This window comes from Bradyrhizobium sp. CCBAU 11386, assembly GCF_028128955.1.
GTDB lineage: Bacteria > Pseudomonadota > Alphaproteobacteria > Rhizobiales > Xanthobacteraceae > Bradyrhizobium.
Genome location: NZ_LBKA01000056.1, coordinates 1 through 366, shown reverse-complemented (window position 1 = coordinate 366; position 366 = coordinate 1). Strand labels below are relative to the sequence as shown.

Sequence of the window (366 nt, the reverse complement as noted above, 5' to 3'; positions counted from 1 at the left end):
GATGAACCTTCCTCTCTCGAGTCTTTTGGTGAACAGGCATGCTCCTTGGCCATCGTGCCAGATCACCTTCACAAGATCGCTTCGGCGACCGCGGAAGACGAACAGATGACCGCTGAGCGGGTCCTTGCGCAGCACCTCCTGCACTTGGAGTGCCAACGACGGAAAACCTCTGCGCATATCGGTGTAGCCTGTCGCGAGCCACACTCGCGCGCCTGTCGGAACCGGGATCATCGGCGCACCAGGGCATCGAGAACGCGACGCAGCGCGTCTCCATCGACCTCGCCATCGACCCGGATGCGGTGTCCGCTACCAAGATCGATCTCGATGATGCCCTGGCTCTTCCGTCGACGCGCCGGCGCCGTCGTC

Annotated in this window: 1 protein-coding gene; it reads right to left on the bottom strand. The window is 62.6% G+C overall.

Features of this window, described 5'->3' with window-relative positions; genetic code table 11:
- Positions 1-204 (bottom strand): IS66 family insertion sequence element accessory protein TnpB (gene tnpB / locus XI09_RS08340; protein WP_442869551.1); only part of this gene is annotated, 204 nt, incomplete at its 3' end.
- Positions 205-366 lie beyond the last annotated feature (162 nt).